Genomic DNA, 20,011 nt, shown 5'->3' with positions numbered 1-20,011 from the left:
CTCTTGGTGGGTGACCTGGCAGGACGGCCCTCGCGGCGGAGACCCCCACCGGTTCGGCACAGACGCGTTCTACGCGTCGCTCGGCCGGGCCTTCGTCGCGATGTGCGCGGTCGTGCCGGTGCTGTTCCTCATCGAGGCGCTCGACGTCGGGCTGCGCCTCAACCTCGACGTCACCGCCGGCATCATCCCGCACCGGATCCAGGGCCTGGACGGCGTCTTCTTCTCGCCGTTCCTGCACGCCGGCTGGAACCACCTCTACAGCAACAGCATCCCGCTCATCCTGCTCGGCACGTTCGTGCTGGCCGCCGGCACCCGCCGGTTCCTCTGGTCCACCGCGGTGATCATCCTGGTCAGCGGCCTGGGCGTGTGGTTCACCGGCTCGCCCACCTCGGTGGTGGTCGGCGCGAGCGGGGTGATCTTCGGCTACCTCGGCGTCCTGATCACCCGGGGCGTGGTGGAGCGGAGCTGGTGGAATTTCGCCGTGGTGCTGCTGGTCGGGCTGCTCTACGGCTGGCAACTGCTGGGCATCCTCCCCACCGACGAGCGGATCTCCTGGCAGGGCCACCTGTTCGGGCTGCTCGGCGGCGTGGTCGCGGCGATCCTGTTCCGCCGTCGGTCCGACAGCGGCGCGCACGACCGGCTCGGGTCACCGCCGGTCACCTTCCCCTGACGACGCGTTCGTCCATCGGCGGGACGTGCTTGCCCACCGCCACCCGTCCGCCTACCGTCGGCATCAGCACCCGTTGATCCATCCCGGGCGGAAAGTGACGGTACGCCATGCGCGAGGTCGATGTCGCCGTGATCGGGGCCGGCCCGGCCGGGCTCTTCGCCGCCTACTACGCCGGCTTCCGTGGGCTCTCGGTGGCCGTGATCGACGCGCTGCCCGAGGCGGGCGGGCAGGTCACCGCGATGTACCCGGAGAAGCTGATCCTCGACGTCGCCGGCTTCCCCGCCGTGAAGGGCCGGGAGCTGGTCGCGAACCTGGTCGCCCAGGCCGCGCCGTTCCACCCCGACTACCTGCTCGGCGTACGCGCGGAGAAGCTCGCCCACCTCGACGGGCGGCCGGTCCTCGGGCTGGCCGGCGGCGAGCAGATGCGCTGCGGCGCGGTGGTGGTGACCGGCGGGCTGGGCAGCTTCACGCCCCGGCCGCTGCCGGTCGCGGACAGCTTCACCGGTGGCGGCATCGTCTATTTCGTGCCGCAGCCGACCGAGCTGACCGACCGGCACGTGCTCATCGTCGGCGGCGGTGACTCGGCCTTCGACTGGGCGGCCACGCTCGCCCCGCTGGCCCGGTCGGTGACGCTCGTGCACCGGCGGGACCGGTTCCGCGCGCACGCGGCCACCGTCGAGCGGGTCCGCGGGTTGCCGGTGCGCGTCGTGGTCAACGCCGAGGTGACCAGGCTGTACGGCGAGGAGCGCGTCACCGGCGCCGAGCTGACCGTACGCGGCGGCGCCGCGGAGACGCTGCCGGTGGACACGGTGGTGGCCGCGCTGGGCTTCACCGCCGATCTGGGCCCGCTCGCCGAGTGGGGGCTCGCCCTCGACCGGCGGCACATCCTGGTGGACAGCGCCATGGCCACCAACCTGCCCCGGGTGTTCGCCGCCGGCGACATCACCGAATATCCGGGCAAGGTCCGACTGATCGCCACCGGCTTCGGCGAGGCGGCGACCGCGGTCAACAACGCGGCGGTCGCCATCGACCCCACCGCGCACCTCTTCCCCGGCCACTCCTCCGACGGCACGTAAGGAGGGGCCCCTGCTTAACGCCTCCGGTAGAGGCGGGGCCCCCGCTTAACAGCCGCCGCAGGCGTTCACGGCAGGCCGACCAGGTCGGCCGCCAGGGCGAGCTGGTGGTCGAAGTACTCGTCGCGGTGCGGCAACGCCCGGTTGATCCGGCCGAACAGCTCGAAGCTGATCAGCCCGAAGAGCTGCGTCCAGCCGGCCATCCCGCGCGCCATCAACGCGGGCGGCAGCGCCACCCCGATCTGGTCGACCAGCTCGGCCACGTCACCGCGCAGCGGCTCGGGCAGGTCGTCGTCCGGCGGGGCGAGCCGGCCGGTGGCCACCCCGTCGCACAGGATCCCGATCAACGTCATCGGGGGGCGCTGGGCCGGCGCGACCGTGTCGTCGGGCGCCGCGTAGCCGGGGACCGGGCTGCCGTAGAGCAGCGCGTACTCGGCGGGGTGGGCCAGCGCCCAGGCGCGGGCCGCGCGGCCGGCGGCGAGCCAGCGCCCGCGCAGGTCGCCCTGGTCGGCGGCGGCGTCGGCCGTCTCGACCGCGTCACCGAGCGCGTCGTACGCCTCCAGGATCAGCGCGGTGAGCAGGTCGTCGCGGCTGGGGAAGTAGCGGTAGATCGCCGAGGACACCATGCCCATGTCCCGGGCGACGGCGCGCAGCGAGAGGTCGGCGCCGTCGGTGGCCAGGTGCCGGCGGGCGACCGCCTTGATCTCGTCGATCATGCCGGCGCGGACCCGGGCGCGGAACGAGGGAGCGACCATGCCCCCACTGTGCCACGGGTGAGAGCGGCAATCAAAACAGAGAGCACTGCTCTTGACTTTTGCGCGAACGCTGAGTCATGCTTTTCTTCGAGAGCGGTGCTCTCCATTCGGACTACTGCTTCAGCGAAGGTGGACCCACCATGGCCCTGCACGTGATCGTCGGCGCCGGACCCGTCGGCACCGCCACCGCCCGCCTCCTCGTCGAGCGCGGCGACCGCGTGCGGGTGGTCACCCGCCGCGGCACCGGCCCCGACCACCCGGCGGTCGAGCGGATCGCCGCCGACGCCGGCGACGCCGACCGGCTCACCGCGCTCACCGAGGGCGCGGTCGCGCTGCACAACTGCGCCAACCCGCCCTACCACCGGTGGGCGACGGACTGGCCGCCGCTGGCCGCCGCGCTGCTCACCGCTGCCGGACGCAGCGGCGCGGTGCTCGCCACCGTCGGCAACCTCTACGGCTACGGCCCGGTCGACGCGCCGATGACCGAGGCCACCCCGCTCGCCGCCACCGGCATCAAGGGCCGGGTCCGCAACCGGATGTGGACCGACGCCCTGGCCGCGCACCGCGCCGGTCAGGCTCGGATCACCGAGGTACGCGGCTCCGACTACGTCGGCGTCGGCGGCACCTCGCTGGCCATGATGGTGCTGCCCCGGGTGCTCGCCGGGCAGCGGGTGCTCCTCCCGGTCGACTGGGACGCCCCGCACACCTGGACGTACGTCCCGGACGTCGCCCGTACCCTGGTCGCCGCCGCCACCGACCCGCGGGCATGGGGGCGGGCCTGGCACGTGCCCAGCGCGCCGGCGGTCTCCATGCGTGAGCTGGCCGACCGGACGGCGGCCCGGGCCGGCGCGCCCGCGCCGAAGCTGACCCGGATGCCCTACCCGCTGCTCTGGGCGGCCGGCGTGGTCAACCCGTTCGCCCGGGAGTTGCGCGAGACCGCGCACCAGTTCAGCCGGCCGTTCGTGCTCGACTCCAGTGCCGCCACCACCACGCTCGCCATCGACCCGACGCCGCTGGACAAGGTCGTCGACGAGATCGTCACCGGCCTGCGCGCCCCGACCGCTCGTTAGGCGGGGGCCCCGCTTAACGCCTCGTGTTAAGCGGGGCCCCCGCCTCTACCGAAAGCGTTAAGCGGGGCCCCCGCCTTACCGCCGCCGAAGGCGGCGACCAGCACGGCGACGAGGGTCAGCCCAGCGCCGAGCACCGTCCGCACGCCCGGGTGCGACGCTTCGGTCGGCAGCGCCACGTCCAGCAGCACCGCCCCGACGATCTGCCCGGCGATGGTGGCCAGGCCGAGCAGCAGCACGCCGGTGAACCGGACCAGCGCGGCGGCCAGCGCGATGAACACGATGCCGATCGGACCGCCCAGATAGAGCCACGGTTCGCCCGGCAGGCCGCCGGCCGGCCGGCCCCGCACCGCCACCTCCACCGCGAACGTGGCGAGCAGCGCCACCGTGCCGACGGCGAAGTTGACGAGCGTGGCCGTCACCGCGCTGCCGGCCGCCGCCCGGACCCGGCCGTTCACCGCCTGCTGCCAGGCGATGCCCACGCCGGCCGCCAACGGCAGCAGGGCCAGCGCCAGCGCGCCCGGGTCGCCGAGCCGGTCGCCCACCGCCAGCACGACGGCCACCACGGTGAGCAGCGCGCCGACGAGCCGGTTCGGGGTGACCGGCTGCCGGCCGGTCGGGCCGATGCCGGCCCGGTCGACCAGCAGGCTGCTGCCGGACTGCCCGGCCACCACCGCGACGGTGAACACGGCCACGCCGAGCGCGCCGATGGTCAGCCCCTGGGTGGCCACCAGGAACGCACCGCACACCCCGCCCAGGCACTGCCACGGGCGCAACGTGCCGGCGCGCAGCGCGCGGCGCAGGGCGACCAGTCCCCGCCGGCCACCTCGGGTGGCGGGGACCAGCACCAACAGGATCAGCAGGCCCAGGCCGAACGACACCACCGCCGCGGCGATGCCGTCGGCCAGCCGTACGCCCAACTCGCCGTTGATCCGGGACTGGAGGGCCACCATCACGCCGGAGGCGGTGGCCAGCCCGACGCCGGCGATCCGCCTCCCGGTCGACAGCGTCGGCGGCGTCGCCGTCCCGGTCGTCGTCACTCCTGCTCGGCCAGCGGACGCCCGTCGAAGTCGACGGACGAGTAGAGGGCGAGCTTCTCCAGCCGGTGGTAGGAGTCGATGACCCGGATCGTGCCGCTCTTGGAGCGCATCACGATCGACTGGGTGTACGCCCCACCGGCCCGGTAGCGCACGCCCCGCAGCAGGTCGCCGGAGGTGACGCCGGTGGCGACGAAGAAGCAGTTGTCGCCGGTGACCAGGTCGTCGGTGAACAGCACCCGGTCCAGGTCGTGCCCGGCGGCGAGCGCCTTCTCCCGCTCGGCAGCGTCCTTCGGCCAGAGCTTGGCCTGCAACATGCCGCCCATGCACTTCAGCGCGCAGGCCGCGGTGATGCCCTCGGGGGTGCCACCGATGCCCATCAGCACGTCGATGTCGGACTCGCCGCGGGCGGCCGCGATGGCGCCGGCGATGTCGCCGTCGGAGATCAACCGGATGCCGGCGCCGGTACGCCGGATCTGCTTGACCAGGTCGTCGTGTCGTGGCCGGTCCAGCACGCAGACCGTCACGTCGGCGGTGTCGGTGCCCTTGACCTTGGCGATCCGGCGGATGTTCTCCACCGGCCCGGCGTCGATGTCGACCACGTCGGCGTACATCGGGCCGACGGCCAGCTTCTCCATGTAGAAGACCGCGCTGGGGTCGAACATCGCGCCCCGCTCGGCGACCGCGAGCACCGCGAGCGCGTTCGGCATGCCCTTGCTCATCAGGGTGGTGCCGTCGATCGGGTCGACCGCCACGTCCACCTCGGGACCGGTGCCGTCGCCGACCTCCTCACCGTTGAAGAGCATCGGGGCGTTGTCCTTCTCGCCCTCGCCGATCACCACGACGCCGCGCATCGGAATCGAGTTGATCAGCTTGCGCATGGCGTCGACGGCGGCGCCGTCACCGCCCTCCTTGTCGCCCCGGCCGACCCAACGGCCCGCGGCCATGGCCGCGGCCTCGGTGACCCGGACCAGATCGAGGGCGAGATTGCGGTCGAGATCCTGGGGCGTCCGCGTCCTGGTGGTTGTCATGGCGGCCTCCTCCTCGCGACGTTGCGGGGTGGACCGGCGGGAGTGCGGCCGTCGCCGCCGCCGGTTTTGTCGCTGATCCTCACACGATCTCAGGTTCGCCGCCCCGGCGGGGCGGAGGAGGCCAGGATCACCTCACCCGTGCGGCTGCGACAATGGCCGGGTGGAACCCGCACAGCCTGCCGACCGCGTACCGCCCGACGCCACCCCGCCCGACGGGCAGCCGCCGGTGCGGCCCGGCGCCGACCCGACGCCACCGCCCGACGGGCCGCCCGCGCTGGTCGAGCCGGCCACGGACGCGGGTGACCACCCGGCCCCACCGGCCGGCCGGGAGAAGGCCCGCTCCGAGCGGTCGCCCAAGGACATGGTGCTGTCGCTGCTGATCCTGCTGGTGCCGATCGCGCTGCTGATCGCCTTCTACCGGGGCTTCCTGGGCGGCGACTCGCCGGTCACCGTCGACCCGGCGCCCGCCCTGGATCAGGCCCGCTCGGCCAACGCCTTCCCGGTCGCCGCGCCGTCCGGGTTGGGCGACGACTGGCGTACGGTCAACGCCCGCTTCCAGACCGCGGCGGACGGCGCGACGCTCCGGATCGGTTACGTGACTCCCGAGGGGCGCGGCGCGCAGCTCGTGGAGAGCAACGTCGGAGCGGAGAAGCTGCTGCCGGCCGAGCTGAGCGACGGGCAGCCGCAGGGCCCGGCCGACCTGCCCGACGGGTTGAGCTGGCAGCGGTACACCGCCCGCGGCAACGAGCAGGCGCTGGTCCTGCTGGAGCCGAACCGCACGGTGATCGTGGTCGGCGACGCGCGGGAGGCCGAGCTGCGCAAGCTCGCCACCTCGCTGCGCTGACGTCCCGCCATCGGGTGACCGGGATTGCGGAACGCCGCTTCAGGGAACAGAAGGGACACGAGCCCGGACGACCCACCTGGAGAGGTTGACGTGAAGATACGACGCTTCAGCGCCACCGCGTTCGCCGCGGCGCTGCTCATTCCCGGCCTGGCGGCCTGCAACGGCAACGGGACCTCCGACGCCTCCGCGACGCCCAGCGCCTCCGGCAGCGTCGCCCCCAGCGCGTCGGCGTCCAGCAGCGCGGCCAAGCAGGCGCTGCTCGATTCCACCAACGCGATCCGGGACGGCAACTTCCGCTTCGCCATGACGGGCGCCGGTTCCACCGCCGAGGGGCAGGTGCACGAGCCCAGCCAGAGCGCCGAGATGCGGATGACGATCGGCGACCCGTCGTCGGACCTGATGATGAAGCTGGACCTCATCCACGCCAAGCCGGACAGCTGGGTCAAGCTGGAGCTGGGCGGCACCGCGGCGGCGCAGATCCCCGGCGTGAAGAACATCAACACCGGCAAGTACCAGCACCTCGACCAGAACCGGATCAAGGGCAACCGGGCGCTGGGCTTCGACTTCGATAAGGTCGACCCGGCCGGCAGCGCCATCCTCACCCAGGGCGTCACCGACGTACGGCAGACCGGCGAGGGCGCCTTCGAGGGCACCGTCGACGTGTCGAAGGCCGCCGAGGCCGGCTCGCTCGACCCGGCCGTGATCACCGCGCTCGGTGCGCAGGCCCAGTCGGTGCCGTTCACCGCCAAGGTCGACCCGCAGGGCCGGCTCAGCGAGCTGGTGCTCAAGATCCCGGCCGCCGGCCAGAGCGCCGCCCAGGACGTGAAGATCACCTACTCGGACTACGGGAGCGCCGCCGCCGCGACGAAGCCCCCGGCCGACCAGGTCGTCGAGGCGCCGAAGGAGCTCTACAACCTGTTCAACTGAGCGCGACCGTTCGTCGACGCACCCCGGAGGCCGTGAGCGCCGCCGGGGTGCGTCACTCCTCGGGGCGCTGCCGGGCCGCGTCGATGCGGGCCCGGGCGCCGTCCAGCCAGCGCTGGCACACGCCGGCCAACTGCTCGCCCCGCTCCCACAGGGCCAGCGACTCCTCCAGCGAGGTGCCGCCCGCCTCCAGGCGTTCCACCACCGACGCCAGCTCGGCGCGCGCCTGCTCGTAGCTGAGCTGCTCGTTCTTGGTCGCTTCAGTCATCGGTCCCATTCCATCAGCCGTCGACGGTGGCGGTCAGCTCGCCCTCGGCGAGGCGTACCCGCAGTGGATCGCCCTTGGCCACCTCGGACGCCGCGCGGACCACGTGGCCGTCGCCGCGCTGCACGATGGCGTAGCCGCGGTCGAGCGTGGCCGCCGGGGAGAGGGCGCGCAGCCGGGCCAGGGTGTGGCGCAGGTCGTCGGCGGCGGCGGTCAGCCGGTGCTCCAGGCACCGGCCGGCGCGGTCGTGCAGCGCGGTGACCTCGGTCGCCCGCTGGTCGACCATCACCTGCGGGCGGGCCAGCACCGGGCGGGACCGGAGCAGGTCCACCCGGTGCTGCTCCCGGTCGACGAGGTGGCGCACGGCCCGCTCCAGCCGGGACCGGGCCTGCCCGATGAGGCGCACCTCGTCGGTCAGGTCGGGCACGATCCGCTTGGCGGCGTCGGTGGGGGTGGAGGCGCGCACGTCGGCCACGTAGTCGAGCAGCGGCGCGTCGGTCTCGTGGCCGATCGCGCTGACCACCGGCGTGCGGCAGGCGAAGACCGCCCGGCACAGCGCCTCGTCGGAGAAGGGCAGCAGGTCCTCGATGCCGCCCCCGCCCCGGGCGATGACGATCACGTCGACCGCCGGATCGGCGTCGAGCACCTTCAGGGCGGCCACGATGTCGGGCACCGCGGCCGACCCCTGCACCGCCACGTTGATGGTGCGGAAGTCGACCGCCGGCCAGCGGCGCCGGGCGTTGGTCAGCACGTCGCGCTCGGCCGCCGAGGCGCGCCCGGTGACCAGGCCCACCCGGCCGGGCAGGAACGGGAGCCGCCGCTTGCGGGACCTGTCGAACAGGCCCTCGGCGGCGAGCAGCTTCTTCAGCTTCTCCAGCCTGGCCAGCAGCTCGCCCAGGCCGACCTGGCGGATCTCGTCGGCGCGCAGGCTGAGCGAGCCCCGCGCGGCATAGAACTCGGGCTTGGCGTGCAGCACCACCCGGGCGCCCTCGCGCAGCTCCGGCGCGCCCGAGTCGAGCACGTCGCGGTTGGTGGTGACGGTCAGGCTGAGATCGGCCGACGGGTCACGCAGGGTCAGGAAGACGGTGGAGGCGCCGGGGCGGCGACTGATCTGCGCCACCTGGCCGTCGACCCAGACCCAGCCGAGCCGGGCGATCCACGCCCCGACCTTCTGGCTGACCACCCGGACCGGCCACGGCTCCTCGGCGGTGCTCCGCTCCGGGGTCGTGCTCCGCTCCTGGGGAGTGCTCCGCCCCACCTCACCCGCGCTCACGCCGCCCACCCTACGGCCCGGCGCCGACAGCCCGGGGCAGGGCGCTGCCGGCGCACGTACCATGGTCGGGTGACTGACGCTGAGACCACTCCCCGGACCGGCAAGCGCGTGCTCCTGGCCAAGCCCCGCGGCTACTGCGCGGGCGTGGACCGGGCGGTGCAGACCGTCGAGGAGGCGTTGAAGCTCTACGGCGCGCCGATCTACGTCCGCAAGGAGATCGTGCACAACAAGCACGTGGTGCGGACGTTGGAGGCCAAGGGCGCGATCTTCGTGGAGGAGAACGAGGAGGTGCCGGAGGGCGCCACCGTGATCTTCTCCGCCCACGGCGTCGCCCCGGAGGTCTACGAGCAGGCGAAGGAGCGGTCGCTCAAGGCGATCGACGCCACCTGCCCGCTGGTCACCAAGGTGCACCACGAGGCCCGGCGGTTCGCCCAGCAGGACTACGACATCCTGCTCATCGGTCACGAGGGGCACGAGGAGGTCATCGGCACCGCCGGTGAGGCCCCCGCCCACATCCAGCTCGTCGACGGCCCGGACAGCGTCGACCAGGTCACCGTGCGTGACCCGGAGAAGGTGGTGTGGCTCTCCCAGACCACGCTCTCGGTCGACGAGACGCTGGAGACGGTGGCCCGGCTCAAGCAGCGGCTGCCGCTGCTCCAGTCGCCGCCCAGCGACGACATCTGCTACGCCACGTCCAACCGCCAGCACGTGGTCAAGGAGATCGCCCCGGAGTGCGACGTGGTGATCGTCGTCGGCTCGCGCAACTCCTCCAACTCGGTCCGGCTGGTCGAGGTGGCGCTGGACGCCGGCGCCCGCGCCGGCCACCTGGTCGACTTCGCCCACGAGATCGACGACGCCTGGCTCGCCGGCGCCCGCACGGTGGGCCTGACCTCCGGCGCGAGCGTGCCGGACGACCTGGTCCAGGACGTGCTCGCGCACCTGGCCGAGCGGGGCTTCGCCGACGTCGAGGAGATCACCACCGCGGACGAGCGGCTCACCTTCTCGCTGCCGCAGGAGCTGAAGCGCGACATGAAGGCCGCCGCGGCCCGCGGCTGACCGGGAACGGATCGGCCGCCCCGCGCGTCCAACCGACATGAAGACTCCTCGGACGGTGCTCGTCGCCCTGCTCGCCGTCGCCGCGCTGACCGCCTGCGCCGGCCCGGACGACGAGCCCACCGGCCCCAGCCCGAGCGGAGCCGTCCCGACGACCGGCCAGCCCGACCCGGTGCCGAGCGCGAGCCCGAGCCGGCCCAACCCGACGTGGAAGGGCGGCGCCTCGACGCCGCCGGGGGTCGGTGGCACCACCATCAGCGGCACCATCCGGGCCGGGGTCGAGCCGAACTGCCTCCTGCTCGACGACCACCTGCTGGTCGGCGGCCCGCGCGACCTGCTCAAGGCGGGCGCCAAGGTGGAGGTCACCGGCCGGCCCGAGCCGGGCCTGATGACCACCTGCCAGCAGGGCACCCCGTTCGTGGTGGAGTCCGCCCGCCGCGCCTGACCACAGGCGGAAGCCCGCCTCCCCCGAGGGGAGACGGGCTTCCTGGGTGACGCCGGGTGGTTCAGTTCACCGCGTTGATCTCCACCGAGCCGCGGCCGACGACCGCGCCCTCGACGGTGGTGACGGCCAGGTCACCGAAGAGCTCCCGGCCGGCGGCCGGTGCGCTCAGCGCGGTCACCGAACCGGTCAGGGTCGCGGTGGCGCCGTTCGCCAGGAACAGCGGCGTGGCCGGCGCGGAGAGCGAGCCCAGCGCCGGGGACGCGAACGAGTCCCGGTAGTCGTACGCCGAGCCGCCCGCGGCGACCGCGTAGCCCTCGATGACCACCCGGTACGTGGCGGCGACCGGGTTGGTCAGCGTCACGGCCTCCTCGGAGTCGCCGTCGGCCGACCGGCCGACCTCGGTGGTGCCGCGGAAGATGTACAGGTCCAGGTCGGCGCCCAGGTCGGCGGTGTTGCCGATCCGGGCCGAGAACGAGGTCGTCCCGGCCGGGATGTCCACCGTGTACTCCTGGGTGGCGCCCTCGGTGATGGTCGGCCGCTCGGCGCGGACGCTGGACAGCGGCCCGCCGACGCCGGTCACCCGGACCGGGCCGAACGTGTTGGTCAGGCCCCAGCTCACCGAGGTCGGCGTGCCGGCGGTCACCGACGGCAGTTGGACCACGGCCGGCTCGACCTTCACGCCCTGCACCCGCGCCTGGAGCTGGAACGGGTTGTCCAGCGCCGGCGACGTGCGACGCGCCTCCACCTCGATCTCCCAGACACCCGGGATCGGGTTCTGGTAGTCCCGCTCCTGCGGCTTGCAGGCGGCGGCGTCGGAGAAGTTGGTGTAGCAGGCGGTGCTCGCGGTGCTCTCCACCGGGACGCCGTACGGGTTGATGGCGATGAACCGGGTCTGCGAGCCGGTGGCGATACCGGACAGGTTGACCTGGAGCGCGCCCGCACCCTGCGGAACGGTCACGAAGTACGAGGTGAAGCTGTTCCGGTCGACCGAGCCCTCGGCCGAGTAGGAGTACGCCGGAGCGGTCACCGCGTTGGACGCCACCACCACGGCGGCGACCTCGAAGTCGACCACCGAGGTGGCCGGGTCGTCGACGGTGATGATCGCGCCGTGCGCGCCGACGGTCATCGGCTTGGCCTTCACCTTGACCGTGACGGTCTTGTTCAGCGGCAGCCACACCTCGGCGGGGGCGCTGTAGGTGCCGTCGTTGCCACGCAGGCCGACCAGGTGCTTGACGCCCTTGTTCGGGCCGCTGGTCCGGGTCAGCTTGACCTCGTAGGTGCGGCTCTCCTTGACCTTCTGCCCGCCCCGGTCGGCGGCGCAGCGGTTGTAGATGCCGGTGCCCACGTTCGGGTTCGGCACGAAGGTGCCGGAGTTCCGGTCGTAGCGGGTCAGGTTCGGCGACAGCTCCGTGCAGACCGCGGCCTCGGAGGTGTAGGTGCGGGTCTGCACGCCGTTGGCCAGCAGCGTCCACGCGCCCGGCACGTTGAACATGCCGTAGCCCTGCGCGTACGTCGGGACGTCCGCGATCGGCTTGGCCGAGGTGTAGACGGCCCGACGCAGCGCGGCCGGGGTGACCCCGGTGCCGGTCGCCTTCGCGGCCGACAGCAGCAGCGCCGCGGCGCCGGTGGCCTGCGGGGAGGCCATCGAGGTGCCGTTCAGCATCTGGTAGCCCGGGGGCAGCGGGTAGCCCGCCTCGGGCACCGGGTTGCCCGCCTGCCAGGTCGGCGCGGTGGAGATGGCCGAGCCGGGGGCGGAGATGTTCGGCTTGAAGCCGCCGTCCTCACGCGGGCCGCGGGAGGAGAAGTTGAACAGCGCGTTCTCCTTGCGGACCACCGAGCCGTAGTTGGCCAGCCAGGTGTCCTTGCTGATGTTGGCGGCGACGCTGACCACGTCGGTGGCGACCGACGGGTCGCCGACCGTGTTCAGCCCCGGGCCGGAGTTGCCGGCCGAGATGAAGAGCTGCACGCCGTACGTGTTGATCAGGTCGTTGTAGAGGACGGCCCGCGCGTTGGAGCCGTCGTTCAGCGCCGGCAGGCCGCCGATCGACATGTTCACCACGTCGACCCGGCGGTTGACCACCAGGTCGACCATGCCGGTGGTGAGCGCCGCGGCGGTGCAGCCGCCGCCCCAGGAGCAGGCCCGGGCGGAGACCAGCTTGGCGCCGGGGGCGGCGCCGTCGAAGGCGCTGTTGCCCAGCATGTCGTTGGCGGCGGTGATGCCGGCGACGTGGGTGCCGTGGGTGCTCTCGATGATGCCGATGTTGACGTAGTCGACCAGGCCGGGGCCGCCGACCGGAGTGGTGTCGACGTTGCGCCGGAACTCGACCACGAACGGGATCTGCTCGCGTACGGCGGTGGCCGGGTTGTCCGTGCCGAAGTGGCCGACCTGGAACTTCTCCTTGTAGGGCCGCATCACCTCGTCGTCGGTGAAGTCGCGGTTCTGGTTGACGTCCACCCGGATGTCGCCGTTGGCCGGGTTGTAGAGGATGCCCCAGGAGTCGGTGGTGTCGCCGTCGCGGTTGACGTCACCGGCCGGGTCGCTGCCCGCGGTGATGGACTCGCGGAAGGTGTTGAACCGGTAGGTGCCGGCCGGCGCGGTCCAGGTCAGGGCCGAGGCGCCGCTGCCGGTGGTGAACGTGGGCCCGCTCACCTCGGTGATCATCGCGCGCCAGGTGGCGTCCTCGAGCGGGTCGGTCGCGGTGACCCAGTCGACGATCTTGCGCTCGCCGGTGGTGGTCTTCTGCAATGCCGGCTGGTCGAGGTCCACGCCGGAGTCCATGATGCCGATGGTGACGCCGCGGCCGTCCCACTCCGGGTGGGCGGCCTTGAACGCCTCCGCGCCGGTCTCGTTCGTCGGCATGTACGGGTTGACCGCGCCGGTGTCGCCGCCGGGGCCGGCCAGCGTCTCGCCCTGCTCGGCGGCCTTGGCGCCGTTCGGGGCGGCCTCCGGGGCCGGGTCGGGGAGCTTGATGGTCTCGTCGAGGTCGACGGCGGCGACGCCGGGTAGCGTGGCGGCCTTGAGCGCCTTCGCCGTCGGCACCTTGGCCAGCACGTAGCCGACCTGGTCGTACCGCTGGGTGACGGTGGCACCGAGGCTCGCCAGGCCGTCGGCGACCTTCTTGGCCGAGCCCTTCTTCGCTGCGATGATCATCGTGACGGTCGGGGCGTGCTTCGCCTCCGCCGCGTCGAGCAGCTTGGCGTCGTGGGCGCCGAGGGCCTTCGCCGCGGTCGGCAGCGAGGGCTGGGGAGTGGCGGGGGCCGCGCTCGCGGTCGCGGCGCCACCCCCGACGGTCATGGCGCCGGCCGCGAGGGCCGAGGCGAAGAGCACGGCGGAGGGACGCCGGCTCCGACTGCGGGGTTGACTCACGTTCTCTTCCTCCAGAGAACAGGGCCCTTGCTGGGGCAGGGCGGGTGTGACGCAGATCCTTCGTGTTCGGACGGCGTGTGTCACTAACGGGGGCGGCTTTGTGACCGCTCCGTGACAATAATCGGCCGGTGTCGACGTGCTGGTCGTGTTAGACGTCGAGACCCGGTGACCGTTCGGCCGATGTGGACGGCGAGCCGAGCAACTCCGGCGCCTGCGGCTGCCGGGGCGCCAGCTCCACCTGCGCCGGGGCGGCCAGCTCGTCGCCGGAGACGCCCAGCTCGGCCAGCTTGCGGGCGCTGACCAGCACCCGGGACTCCAGCGAACCGACCGCCCGGTTGTAGGCCGTCACCGCGCCGCCCAACGAGTTGCCCAGCTTGCCCACGTGGTCGCCCAGCGTGGAGAGCCGCGCGTACAGCTCGCGGGCCAGCGAGTGGACGGTGGCGGCGTTGCGCGCCAACGCCTCCTGCCGCCACGAGTAGGCGACCGTGCGCAGCAACGCCACCAGCGTGGCCGGCGTGGCCAGCACCACGTTGCGGGAGAACGCGTGCTCCAGCAGCGCCGGGTCGCGCTGCAACGCCACGTCGAGGAACGGGTCGGCCGGCACGAACAGCACCACGAAGTCGGGCGTCTGGTCGAACGCGGCCCAGTAGGACTTGGCCGACAGGCTGTCCACGTGCGCCCGCAGGTGCCGGGCGTGCGCGTCGAGCTGGGTGTCCCGACCGCGCTCGTCGCGCGCCTCCATCGCGGTCAGGTAGGCGTCGAACGGCGCCTTCGCGTCGACCACCACCGAACGCCCGCCGTGCAGCCGCACCACCAGGTCGGGGCGGACCCCCTGGTGGTCGGTGGCGGCGGTGACCTGCTCGTCGAAGTCGCAGTGCTCCAGCATGCCGGCCGCCTCGACGATCCGCCGGAGCTGGTGCTCGCCCCACCGGCCGCGCACCTGCGGCGCCCGCAGCGCGGCGACGAGCTGCTTGGTCTCGGTGCGCAGCTCACCGGAGACCGTGCTCATCGAGCGGACCTGCTCGCGCAGCTCGGCGTAGGCGTCGACCCGGTCGTGCTCCAGCTCGGCGACGCGCTGCTCGTAGCGGCGGAGCGTGTCGTGCAGCGGCGCCACCGCGCGCGCCACCGCCTCCTGCGACTGCGCGGTCGCCTCGTAGCTGAGCGCCCGCATGGACTGCTCCAGCCGCCCCTCACCCGCCCGGGTGGCGGCCAGCGTCGCCTCCAGCCGGGCCACGTCGGCCGCGGCGCGCGCCCGGGCCGCCAGCCAGCCGACCGCGCCGCCCGCGGCGAGGCAGAGCACCACCACGGCCAGCGTCGAGAAGCTCATGCCAGAGAGCTTGCCAAACGGGTACGACGTGCGCTCGCTGGGTACGTTCGAGTCATGGAAGTTGCCCTGTGGCTGTTCCTGGTGCTGATGCTCGGAGGTGCGCTGGTGTTCTGGCGGTGGGGGAGCAGGTCCCGACAGGCGAACGAGTTGGCGGACGCCCGCGCCGAGGCGCAGCGCTGGTACGAGCGGCTCGGCGGCCAACTGATGAACCTGCACGGCGACCAGCCGGCGGTCCGGCAGGCGCTGGCCGACGCCGGCGAGCGCTACAACGCGGCCGGCTCGCAACTCGAGCAGGCGCGCACCACGCACCAGTTCGCGCTGGCGCGGGAGACCGCGCTGGAGGGGCTGGCGTACATCCGGGCGGCGCGTACGGCGATGGGCATCGACCCGGGCCCGGAGCTGCCGCCGCTGGCCGCCGCCCGCGGCGCCGGCATGCTCACCAAGGAGCGTGAGGTCGCCGTGCAGGGCCAGACGTTCCGGGCCGGGCCGCAGCCGGGCAGCCGGACGCCCTACTACTACCCCGGCGGTCACATGCAGGGCCGGCCGGTGCCGGCCGGCTGGTATTCCACGCCGTGGTGGAAGACCGCGCTGGGTGCGGGCGCCGGGGTGCTCGGCGGCATGCTGATCGCGGACGCGCTCTTCTCGCCCGCGTTCGCCGACCCGGGCTACGGCTACGAGTCCGGCTACCAGGAGGGCTTCCAGGACGGGTTCGGCGACGGCCAGGACTACGGCGACCAGGGCGGCAACGACTTCGGCGGCCAGGGCGACTACGCCGGCGGCGACTTCGGCGGCGGGGGAGATTTCGGCGGCGACTTCGGTGGCGGCGACTTCGGCGGCGGCGACTGGTAACCCCGCGCAGGTGTTAAAAGGGGCCCCCGCCTATGCAGAATGCGTTAAGCGGGGGCCCCTCCTTACACCTCAGCCGGTGTTGCGCATGCCGGCGGCGATGCCGTTGACCGTGGTCAGCAGCGCCCGCTCCAGCGCGGTGCCGTCGTTCGGGGCGCGCCGGCCGCCCGGCGCGGTGGCCACCGCCCGCCCGGCCGCGCCGGACTCGCGGTACTGCCACAGCAACGCCACCTGGAGGTGGTGCAGCGGCTCCAGGTAGGTGTCCCGCACGGCCAGGGTGCGTTGCAGCACGGGCGAGTTCTCCAGCAGCGCCGGCGAGGCGGAGATCGCCAGCACCTCGCGTTTGGTCAGCTCGTACTCCTCCTCGATCTTCGCGAAGATCGGGTGCAGCTTCTTCGGGACCAGCGTCTCCACGTAGCGGCGGGCGATGCTCAGGTCGGTCTTGGTCAGCATCATCTCCACGTTCGACAGGAACGTGCGGAAGAAGTGCCAGTTGCGGTTCATCTCGGCGAGCACGTCGGCGAGGCCCGCCTCCCGCGCGGCGGCCAGCCCGGAGCCCACGCCGAACCAGCCCGGCACGATCTGCCGGGTCTGCGTCCAGCCGAACACCCACGGGATGGCCCGCAGGCCGGACAGGCCGGCACCGGTGTTCGGCCGCTTCGCCGGCCGGGAGCCGATGTTCAGCGCGCCCAACAGCTCGGTCGGGGTGGACGCCCAGAAGTAGGCCGGCAGGTCCGGGTCCTCGACCAGGGACCGGTAGGACCGGAACGCCGACTCCGAGACCACGTCCATCGCCGCGTCCCAGCGTTCCAGCATCTCGGCCGGCTGCCGGGGCGCGGTGTGCAGCAGCGTGGCCTGGAGCACGGCGGCCACGGTCAGCTCCAGGTTCTCCCGCGCCAGCGCCGGCAGCGTGTACTTGTCGGAGATGACCTCGCCCTGCTCGGTCACCTTGATCGCGCCGTCCAGCGTGCCGTAGGGCTGGGCCAGGATCGCCTCGTGGGTGGGACCGCCACCCCGGCCCACCGTGCCACCCCGGCCGTGGAACAACCGCAGGTGTACGCCGTGCCGGGCGGCCACGTCACGCAGCGCGCGCTGGGCCCGGTGGATCGACCACTGGCTGGTGGTGATGCCCGCCTCCTTGTTGGAGTCGGAGTAGCCGAGCATCACCTCCTGCACGTCGCCCCGGGCGGCGACCAACGCCCGGTAGGCCGGCAGCGACAGCAGCTCGTCCAGCAGCTCACCGCCGGAGTTCAGCTCGGCCGGCGTCTCCAGCAGCGGCACGATGCCGACCCGGGCCCGGCCGCTCTGCACGTCGACCAGGCCGGCCTCGCGGGCCAGCACGACCGCGGCGAGCACGTCGTCCACGCCCAGCGTCATGGAGATGATGTAGGACTCGATGACCTCGGGGCCGAACCGGTCCTGCGCCTCGCGGATCGCGCCGAACACGTCGAACGTCTTGCGGGCCGACTCGGTGAGCGGGCTGTCCTGGGTGGAGAGCGGCCGGCGGCCGGTCAGCTCGTCGGCGAGCAGCTTGGTGCGCTCCAGCCGGCTCAGCGACGGGTAGTCGGAGACCTCGCCGACCGCCTCGTAGAGCTGCGCCAGCACCTCGTGGTGCTTCTCGGCGTGCTCCCGGATGTCCATGGTCGCCAGGTGCAGCCCGAACGCGGAGAGCGTACGGATGGTGGAGGCCAGCCGCCCGACGGCGGTGAGCTGCCCGGAGTTGCGGGCCAGCGAGGCGCGCAGCAGCTCCAGGTCGGCGATCAGCTCGGTGGCGCCCTGGTAGTCGCGGCCCGGCACGTGGCCGGTGCCGGCGCGCAGCCGCTCCCGGGTGTTGGCGAGCTTCGCCTTCACGCAGCGGGCCTTGAGCCGGTAGGGCTCCTCGGCGTTGACCCGGCGGAACCGGGGCGCCACCTCGGGCAGCGCGTCCAGGTCCTTGGCCAGGCTGGCGGAGAGGTCGAGCGAGACGGCGCGCAGCCGGCGGGAGACGCTGACCTCGCTGATCAGCTCGTCCATCGCCTTCTCGGTGGCCTCGATGCCGTGCTCGTGCTGGATCCGCAGCACCTCGCGGGTGACCGTGGGGGTGACGAACGGGTTGCCGTCGCGGTCACCGCCGATCCAGGTGCCGAACGTCAGCGGGCGGGCCGTCGGCGACGTCTCCACCCCGAGCGTGCGCAGCGTGTCGGCGAGGTCGTCGAGAACCTGCGGGGCGGCCTCGGCGTGCAGGTCGCGCAGGTAGTAGATGGCGTTGCGGGCCTCGTCCGTCGGGTCCGGCCGGTCCAGCCGCAGCTCGTCGGTCTGCCACATCAGGTCGAGCAGCTCGGCGAGGCGGCGGTTGGCCGGGCCCTCGTCGCTGGCGCCGTAGAGGATCGCGTTGGTGGTCTCGGCGTCCAGCTCGTCGGCGATCGCGCGCAGCTTGGACAGGATGGACCGGCGGGCCGCCTCGGTGGGGTGGGCGGTGAAGACCGGGCGGACGGCCAGCCGCCGGGCCGCGGCGGCGATCTCCTCGGCCGGTACGCCGCGCTCGGCGATCATCTTGGCCGCCTGGTCCAGCCAGCCGCCGTGGGTGGCGCGGCGGCGGCGCAGGTCGCGGGCGCGGTGCACCTGCTCGGTGATGTTCGCCAGGTGGAAGTAGGTGGAGAAGGCGCGGGCCAGCTTCGTGCCGGTGGTGACGTCGAGCCCGGCGAGGCGCTGGGCGGCGGCCGGCGCGTCGGAGCGGACCTGGGCGCGGATCTCCTCGACCAGGTCGAGCAGCGGGCGCCCTTCCTGCCGGGCCAGGGTCTGCCCGAGCAGCGTGCCGAGGCGGCGGATGTCGGCCCGGAGAGCGGCGTCGGGGCCGTCGTGGTCGTGCTGGTCGGTCACGGGTGCGCTCCTTACGCGAGGACGAAGGACAGCGCTGTCCGACTCCCCTGGATGGTATCCGCGTGAGCCCCGACGGCAGGAGGGGGACGGCGTGATGATCTGCACTCTGGGACGCGCCGGCCGCTCACCCCTCGGCGGCGACGCGCCGTCCCGGAGCGGTCCGCGCGGCCCGCCGGCGGGCCCGGATCAGGGTCGCGGTGAACAGCCCGGCCAGGCCGACGACCACCCAGACCACCAGCCCGGTCAGCGCCCAGCCGCCGCCGCGCCAGTCGAAGTAGATGGCGGACTTGAGCAGGTCGGTGGCGAGCCCCGGCACGTTCCAGCGGTGCATGCCGCGCAGGAACGCGGGCAGGAACTCGGGCGCGTAGATGCCGCCGGAGCCGGGGTTGCCGAGCACCACCAGCAGCAGGATCACGATGCCGGTGCCGAGCAGCCCGAGCCACGCCTGCACGGCCGCCGCGACCATGCCGGCCGCGAACGCGGCCAGCGCGCCGACCACCGCGATGGTGCCCACGTCGTGCGGGAAGACGTCCAGCACCGGTCCGACCAGCACCGCGCCGATGAGACCGAGCAGGGCGGAGTGCACCGCGAGCGTGGCGGTCCGCAACCCGGCCTGGCGCAGCCCGCGCGGACTGGTGCCGAGTGAGATGCCGAGCGCGGTGGAGGCCAGGTAGCCGCCGAGCACCACGCCGACCGCCAGGTAGAACGGGACCAGGCCGCGCGGGTCGCCGCCGGAGACCGGCACCTCGTCGGTGACCTGGAGCGACACGCCCGCCTGCTGGGCGGCCTGGGTGAACACGTCGGTGACCAGTTCGGTGGCGGCGGGCGCGCCGGCGCTGGCCGTGGTCAGGGTGAGGCCGCCGGGGGCGGAGCCGAGCACCGCGTACACCGATCGGTCGTTCAGGCCGTCGACGGCGCGGTCCCGGCTGTCGTACCGGACCGGTTTGATCGTGTCGGTGCGGGCGCGGACGGCCGACATCACGGCCTGGGCCTGCTGGTCGCTGCTGACCACGGCGACCGGCACGTCCTTCGGGTCCGGCTTGTGCAGCGCGCCGACGTAGGCGGCGATGAACGCGCTGGCCAGCGCCAGGGTGCCGAGCACCAGCGCCGCCGTGCGGGGCAGCCAGTCCCGGGTCCGCAGCTCCGGCTCGTCGTCCACGGCCCCAGCCTATGGC

Annotated in this window: 17 protein-coding genes; 8 read left to right on the top strand and 9 right to left on the bottom strand. The window is 73.3% G+C overall.

The window, feature by feature from the left end; genetic code table 11:
* Nucleotides 1-10: 10 nt before the first annotated feature.
* Together H1D33_RS20065 and H1D33_RS20060 are read left to right on the top strand one after the other, a co-directional pair.
* On the top strand, nucleotides 11-670 hold the full coding sequence (locus H1D33_RS20065; RefSeq protein WP_181571681.1) for a rhomboid family intramembrane serine protease: 660 nt from the start codon (nucleotides 11-13) through the stop codon (nucleotides 668-670).
* Nucleotides 671-777: 107 nt separating this feature from the next.
* Complete coding sequence (locus tag H1D33_RS20060; protein WP_181571682.1) at nucleotides 778-1,746, top strand: NAD(P)/FAD-dependent oxidoreductase; 969 nt, start codon at nucleotides 778-780, stop codon at nucleotides 1,744-1,746.
* Nucleotides 1,747-1,811: 65 nt separating this feature from the next.
* On the opposite strand, the gene H1D33_RS20055 is transcribed toward H1D33_RS20060, so the two are convergent.
* Complete coding sequence (locus H1D33_RS20055) at nucleotides 1,812-2,498, bottom strand: TetR/AcrR family transcriptional regulator (protein WP_181571683.1); 687 nt, start codon at nucleotides 2,496-2,498, stop codon at nucleotides 1,812-1,814.
* A gap of 140 nt (nucleotides 2,499-2,638) precedes the next feature.
* On the opposite strand from H1D33_RS20055, the gene H1D33_RS20050 reads away from it, so the two are divergent.
* The gene (locus H1D33_RS20050; protein ID WP_181571684.1) at nucleotides 2,639-3,568 is read left to right on the top strand and encodes an NAD-dependent epimerase/dehydratase family protein; all 930 of its coding nucleotides are present in this window, start codon (nucleotides 2,639-2,641) and stop codon (nucleotides 3,566-3,568) included.
* 26 nt (nucleotides 3,569-3,594) lie between these two features.
* Here H1D33_RS20050 and H1D33_RS20045 read toward each other — a convergent pair whose 3' ends face one another.
* Nucleotides 3,595-4,605: a DMT family transporter gene (locus tag H1D33_RS20045; protein ID WP_181571685.1), complete on the bottom strand. Its 1,011-nt coding sequence runs from the start codon at nucleotides 4,603-4,605 to the stop codon at nucleotides 3,595-3,597.
* Nucleotides 4,602-5,633: a class II fructose-bisphosphatase gene (gene glpX / locus H1D33_RS20040; protein WP_181571686.1), complete on the bottom strand. Its 1,032-nt coding sequence runs from the start codon at nucleotides 5,631-5,633 to the stop codon at nucleotides 4,602-4,604. The genes H1D33_RS20045 and glpX overlap by 4 nt, the downstream gene beginning before the upstream one ends.
* 160 nt (nucleotides 5,634-5,793) lie before the next feature.
* Between glpX and H1D33_RS20035 the strand changes: the two genes are divergently transcribed.
* Together H1D33_RS20035 and H1D33_RS20030 are read left to right on the top strand one after the other, a co-directional pair.
* Nucleotides 5,794-6,477, top strand: a complete 684-nt coding sequence (locus tag H1D33_RS20035) for a DUF4245 domain-containing protein (protein WP_181571687.1) — start codon at nucleotides 5,794-5,796, stop codon at nucleotides 6,475-6,477.
* 90 nt (nucleotides 6,478-6,567) lie between these two features.
* On the top strand, nucleotides 6,568-7,404 hold the full coding sequence (locus H1D33_RS20030) for a hypothetical protein (protein ID WP_181571688.1): 837 nt from the start codon (nucleotides 6,568-6,570) through the stop codon (nucleotides 7,402-7,404).
* A 52-nt stretch (nucleotides 7,405-7,456) separates the two neighbouring features.
* Here H1D33_RS20030 and H1D33_RS20025 read toward each other — a convergent pair whose 3' ends face one another.
* A complete protein-coding gene (locus H1D33_RS20025) occupies nucleotides 7,457-7,669 on the bottom strand; it encodes an exodeoxyribonuclease VII small subunit (protein WP_181571689.1) in 213 nt (70 codons plus the stop codon).
* Nucleotides 7,670-7,682: 13 nt separating this feature from the next.
* Nucleotides 7,683-8,939, bottom strand: a complete 1,257-nt coding sequence (gene xseA / locus H1D33_RS20020) for an exodeoxyribonuclease VII large subunit (protein WP_181571690.1) — start codon at nucleotides 8,937-8,939, stop codon at nucleotides 7,683-7,685.
* A 69-nt stretch (nucleotides 8,940-9,008) separates the two neighbouring features.
* Here xseA and H1D33_RS20015 point away from each other — a divergent pair, with 69 nt between their 5' ends.
* Together H1D33_RS20015 and H1D33_RS20010 are read left to right on the top strand one after the other, a co-directional pair.
* Nucleotides 9,009-9,995, top strand: a complete 987-nt coding sequence (locus H1D33_RS20015) for a 4-hydroxy-3-methylbut-2-enyl diphosphate reductase (protein ID WP_181571691.1) — start codon at nucleotides 9,009-9,011, stop codon at nucleotides 9,993-9,995.
* A 37-nt stretch (nucleotides 9,996-10,032) separates the two neighbouring features.
* Nucleotides 10,033-10,437: a hypothetical protein gene (locus H1D33_RS20010; RefSeq protein WP_181571692.1), complete on the top strand. Its 405-nt coding sequence runs from the start codon at nucleotides 10,033-10,035 to the stop codon at nucleotides 10,435-10,437.
* 61 nt (nucleotides 10,438-10,498) lie between these two features.
* Here the strand turns inward: H1D33_RS20010 and H1D33_RS20005 are convergent, their stop codons facing one another.
* Together H1D33_RS20005 and H1D33_RS20000 are read right to left on the bottom strand one after the other, a co-directional pair.
* Nucleotides 10,499-13,804 carry a S8 family serine peptidase gene (locus tag H1D33_RS20005; protein WP_181571693.1) on the bottom strand — a complete coding sequence of 1,102 codons (3,306 nt, stop codon included), beginning with the start codon at nucleotides 13,802-13,804 and terminating at the stop codon, nucleotides 10,499-10,501.
* Between the two features lie 148 nt (nucleotides 13,805-13,952).
* Entirely contained in the window at nucleotides 13,953-15,131 is a 1,179-nt protein-coding gene (locus H1D33_RS20000; RefSeq protein WP_181571694.1) for a DNA recombination protein RmuC, read from the bottom strand.
* 54 nt (nucleotides 15,132-15,185) lie between these two features.
* Here H1D33_RS20000 and H1D33_RS19995 point away from each other — a divergent pair, with 54 nt between their 5' ends.
* The gene (locus H1D33_RS19995; protein ID WP_181571695.1) at nucleotides 15,186-15,980 is read left to right on the top strand and encodes a hypothetical protein; all 795 of its coding nucleotides are present in this window, start codon (nucleotides 15,186-15,188) and stop codon (nucleotides 15,978-15,980) included.
* A gap of 69 nt (nucleotides 15,981-16,049) precedes the next feature.
* Here H1D33_RS19995 and ppc read toward each other — a convergent pair whose 3' ends face one another.
* A complete protein-coding gene (ppc, locus tag H1D33_RS19990; RefSeq protein WP_181571696.1) occupies nucleotides 16,050-18,836 on the bottom strand; it encodes a phosphoenolpyruvate carboxylase in 2,787 nt (928 codons plus the stop codon).
* Nucleotides 18,837-18,960: 124 nt separating this feature from the next.
* Entirely contained in the window at nucleotides 18,961-19,995 is a 1,035-nt protein-coding gene (locus H1D33_RS19985) for a hypothetical protein (protein ID WP_181571697.1), read from the bottom strand.
* Nucleotides 19,996-20,011 lie beyond the last annotated feature (16 nt).

The organism is Micromonospora ferruginea, assembly GCF_013694245.2.
Taxonomy (GTDB): Bacteria; Actinomycetota; Actinomycetes; order Mycobacteriales; family Micromonosporaceae; genus Micromonospora; species Micromonospora robiginosa.
This window is presented reverse-complemented; position numbering and strand designations above follow the sequence as displayed.